The following is a 4,054-nucleotide window of genomic DNA, read 5'->3' as shown; positions in this document are numbered from 1 at the left end:
GAATAAATAAGAGGTGAAGCAAAAAGAAGATTGGGGAAAAGAAAAGCGAGAAACAAAATCCATAAATGACGCATGCTATCTCCTAACTCCCCCTTTGCTTGTTGTGTATTGAATGTTTATTATGAACACAAATGAATTATAGAAATAACAAAAAATAGTTGAGAAGCAGCGCGTTAAATGGACAAAATATAGGATAAGAAATTATCCAAAATATAAAAATACGTTTAAAGATGGTTCCCCGCTTCCGCGGGAATGACAACGATGTTAATGTTTAAAGTGGCGATTGCCCGTAAACAGCATCACCATGCCGTGTTCGTTGGCGGCGTTAATCACTTCTTCATCTTTTACCGATCCACCAGGCTGAATAGCCGCTGTAATACCGGCGCGCGCTGTTTCGTCTAAACCATCACGGAACGGAAAAAATGCATCGGAAGCCACAACAGCACCTTTTAAATTAGCTTCGTGCCCATTGGCTTTGGCTTTCATGATGGCAATTTTAACTGAGTCTACACGGCTAGTTTGGCCGGCACCCATGCCAATGATTTGTTCGTTTTTTGTAAAGAGAATAGCGTTTGATTTAATGTGTTTTACAACCTTCCAGGCAAAATCAAGCTCGTCTTTATCAGTCTGAGTGGGTTCTTTTTTAGTTACCACTTTGCACGACCCAATATCGGTAATATGCGTGTCTTTATCCTGCACCAAAATGCCACCATCAATACGTTTGATATCAAGGCCTGCCGGCTTTTCGTTAAATCCATCTAAAGTCATAAGGCGCAGATTTTTTTTAGCGCCTAAAATCTGCATGGCTGCATTTGAAAAAGACGGAGCAATAATGCATTCAAAAAAAGTTTCACCAATAGCTTTAGCGGTGTCTTCGTCTACTTCACGGTTTAAGCCGATAATTCCACCAAAAGCGGAAACAGGGTCGGAAGCTTTGGCACGGATGAACGCATCGCTGATATTTTTACCAACAGCTGCCCCGCAAGGGTTTGTATGCTTAATAATAACGCAAGCGGGCTTCGTAAATTCGCGCACACACGCAAGAGCGGCTTCAAGATCAATAAAATTATTAAACGAAAGTTCTTTCCCCTGTAATTGCCTGGCTTTTGTGAGAGCGCCCTTGGAAGCCTGCACATCGCGATACGCACAGGCTTTTTGATGCGGGTTTTCGCCGTAGCGTAAATCCTGCAGTTTTTCAAATTGCAGGGTGAGTTTATCGGGAAAAACATCTCCTCCTATTTTAGGAGTAAGATAAGCGGCGATGGCGCTATCGTAAGCGGCTGTTGTTTGAAACACTTTTACCGCCAGTTTAAAATTGGTGTCGGTAGAAATAACACCGTTATTTTTATCAAGCTCTTCGGCTAAACAAATATAATCGCCACTATCCACCACTACGGTTACATCCTGATGATTTTTTGCAGCAGCACGCAACATGGTAGGGCCGCCGATATCGATATTTTCTATAGCGTGGTCTAGGCTGCACTTGGGATCGGCTACCGTTTTTTCAAACGCGTATAAATTAACAATCACCATGTCGATATTTTTAATGCCCAAACGTTTCATATCGGCCACGTGAGAGGGATTGGAACGGATTCCCAACATACCGCCTTCAATCATGGGGTGGATGGTTTTTAAACGGCCATCCATCACTTCGGGGCTTCCGGTGTAATCAGATACATCAATTACTTTTAATCCCGCTTCGCGTAACACCTTGGCAGTGCCACCGGTGGAGAGAATTTCAACATTGTGTTTGGCCAGCACCTTACAAAAATCTACCACACCGGTTTTGTCGGTAACACTCACAATAGCACGTTCAATTTTAGGCATAATCTTCTAATTCCCTTTCAAGCTCATTAAACCAAAGAGCGATTTGATATCGTCATCGGTAATATTAACACCCGCACCCATAAACCAGTCTGGATCCTGCTTTTTATTTAGAAAATCATCCATACCACCCAGCAAATACACGCTTTTGGTAACATTGACTGTTCCCATTGCTTTTAAGTGAGGCTTTTCACCGTGTTTCGTTTCAAGATCAAAGGCCGAAAATTTCATTCCTACGGGGCCATAATCATAATCTACGCCCACACCGCCGCTCGATTCAATAAGCCCACCACGCAAAGTGAAATCGTAAAACTTTTTAGCCAACTGTGCCGACACTAAAAACGAATCGTTATCTACTTTTTCTTTTTCTTCGGTAACCACGCTGGTAGTGCCACCCGAGGTAATGGTGGAGGTAACGGTAGAATGCTTAGAGTCGGGAGCCGGATCGTCTACAAATTCAAACAAAAAATATTTGTCGGGCTTTGGTTTTAACGCCAGCGACACATAATTTTTAAACTGTGCTGTATTCCCCAAATATTCGGTATGGTAACCTAAATCAACACGCAACTTATTAGCACCACCCAAAAGACCATTTAAATTATCAAGCGATTCGTTAATTTTATTGGCAGTTTCATCATCATTAAGAAGTTTGCCAACAGTCCCTTCCCCGTTACGCATTTTTGCAGTAACAACATTCAGGTTATCTAGTGTCCCGTCAACATTACTCATATTGCGCGCCACCATCAGATTCATGTTTTCGGCTAACGCTTTCATGTTTTCAATAATAGAATTAAGATTTTGCTGATTTTTTACCGTAATCTCGCGTAATACAGCGGTAATGGCTTTAACATCTTCGGCTACTGCACCCACCTGCCCCATAATGGAGTTCATATCACCAGAATTACTGGCGGTAGCAATAAGCGAATCTTCTTTCAACTCATCACCTTGGGCTACAGCACCTCGTTGAAATAATTCAACATAGGTATCACCTAAAAACCCAATGGTTTTAATGCGAGCTTCCACGTTTTTAGAAATTTTAACCGAGTTTTTAATTTTAAGTTCTAACTGGGCCTGATTGGTATTTGATAAACTAATATCACTCACCCAACCCACCTGAATACCCGATACAAGAACCGGTGTTTTTTTGGTAATACCGGTAGCTTCGTTAACATTAAGGTATAAAGTATAAGATCCGCCCGGAGAAAGTGAAGTGCTCGATACGCGGAGCGTGACATAGGCCAAAACCAAAAGCGTGGCAAAAACAAAAAAACCCAAGCGCACCTGAGGCGTCATTTTAAAGGTCATGGGCAAAAGTTCTACTGGTATAAAAGGTAAGTGGCAAGAAGAAAAGATGAGAATTAGAGAAGAGTAACCCACCTCTGTCTCCTCCCTTACTTTAAGGGAGGAGGACTTGATTACAAAACTTTGTGAGAACGTCCCTCCCCCTTAAAGTAAGGGGGAGGCCAGGAGAGGGTTATTCCCAAGTTTGAAATTAATTCTTTCAAAATGAATATCGTAATTACTTATTTTAGGGAGTTTTAAAGTGTAAAGGGGGTCCGAAAACATTTCGAACCCCCTCTACTGTTGGGGTGGAAAAAACTTTACCAGGTTATCTTGTTCTTCTCTTCATCCACACTGGCGTGCAAACCTTCAAAAGGCGACGGCGTATCCATTACCGGTTTTGTACACGGCGTTTCGGCGTAATCACATTTTTCAAGTTTTACAATTTCGTAGGTATCGTCGCAGTGTTGTTTATAGAGTTTCTGGTAGGATTTTGTTTTAACGTTAAAATCTTCGCATTGAGTGGCCATGCTTTCGCACAGCATGGGATCTTTCACTTTTTTAAGATCCCCTTTTACAGTATCGGCAAGCCCTGCAAAAATATCGATCTGTTCTTTTAAATTGCCACATTCATTAGAACCAGGAGTAAGACTATCTACATCCACATCATCCTGGGCCATTTCGGCGGCCATGCCTACAGGCGATAATAAAAGCAGCAGTGCTAAAAGCCATTGTTTCATAAAAAACTACTCCCTCACTCCTTACTAATTCAAACCCCATGCCAAACCAGCCATCCTCAGCATAAAAAAAAATTAATAGTTTCAATAAGTTATTTATTTGACTTTAATAAAGCCATAAGAAACCATGTAAAAAAAATGATGCTCCGGAAAAACAGGAATTTAATTTTGATAAACAAGAAAACCCCCTATGAAACTAATTTTTGCGATTT

Annotated in this window: 3 protein-coding genes; all 3 read right to left on the bottom strand. The window is 41.4% G+C overall.

Annotation, left to right across the window (positions count from 1 at the left end; genetic code table 11):
* Positions 1-264: 264 nt before the first annotated feature.
* The 3 genes from purH to K1X76_12970 all read right to left on the bottom strand — a co-directional run bounded on the left by purH (position 265) and on the right by K1X76_12970 (position 3,845).
* Positions 265-1,827 (bottom strand): bifunctional phosphoribosylaminoimidazolecarboxamide formyltransferase/IMP cyclohydrolase, encoded by a 1,563-nt coding sequence (gene purH / locus K1X76_12980; GenBank protein ID MBX7149976.1) that lies wholly within the window; start codon positions 1,825-1,827, stop codon positions 265-267.
* A 6-nt stretch (positions 1,828-1,833) separates the two neighbouring features.
* Positions 1,834-3,129 carry an MlaD family protein gene (locus tag K1X76_12975; GenBank protein MBX7149975.1) on the bottom strand — a complete coding sequence of 432 codons (1,296 nt, stop codon included), beginning with the start codon at positions 3,127-3,129 and terminating at the stop codon, positions 1,834-1,836.
* A 296-nt stretch (positions 3,130-3,425) separates the two neighbouring features.
* Positions 3,426-3,845 carry a hypothetical protein gene (locus K1X76_12970; GenBank protein MBX7149974.1) on the bottom strand — a complete coding sequence of 140 codons (420 nt, stop codon included), beginning with the start codon at positions 3,843-3,845 and terminating at the stop codon, positions 3,426-3,428.
* Positions 3,846-4,054 lie beyond the last annotated feature (209 nt).

The sequence above is a fragment of the bacterium genome (assembly GCA_019695305.1).
Lineage (GTDB): Bacteria > UBA10199 > UBA10199 > UBA10199 > JAIBAG01 > JAIBAG01.
Note: the sequence above shows the minus strand (reverse complement) of the source record. Positions and strands in the feature narration are given on the sequence as shown.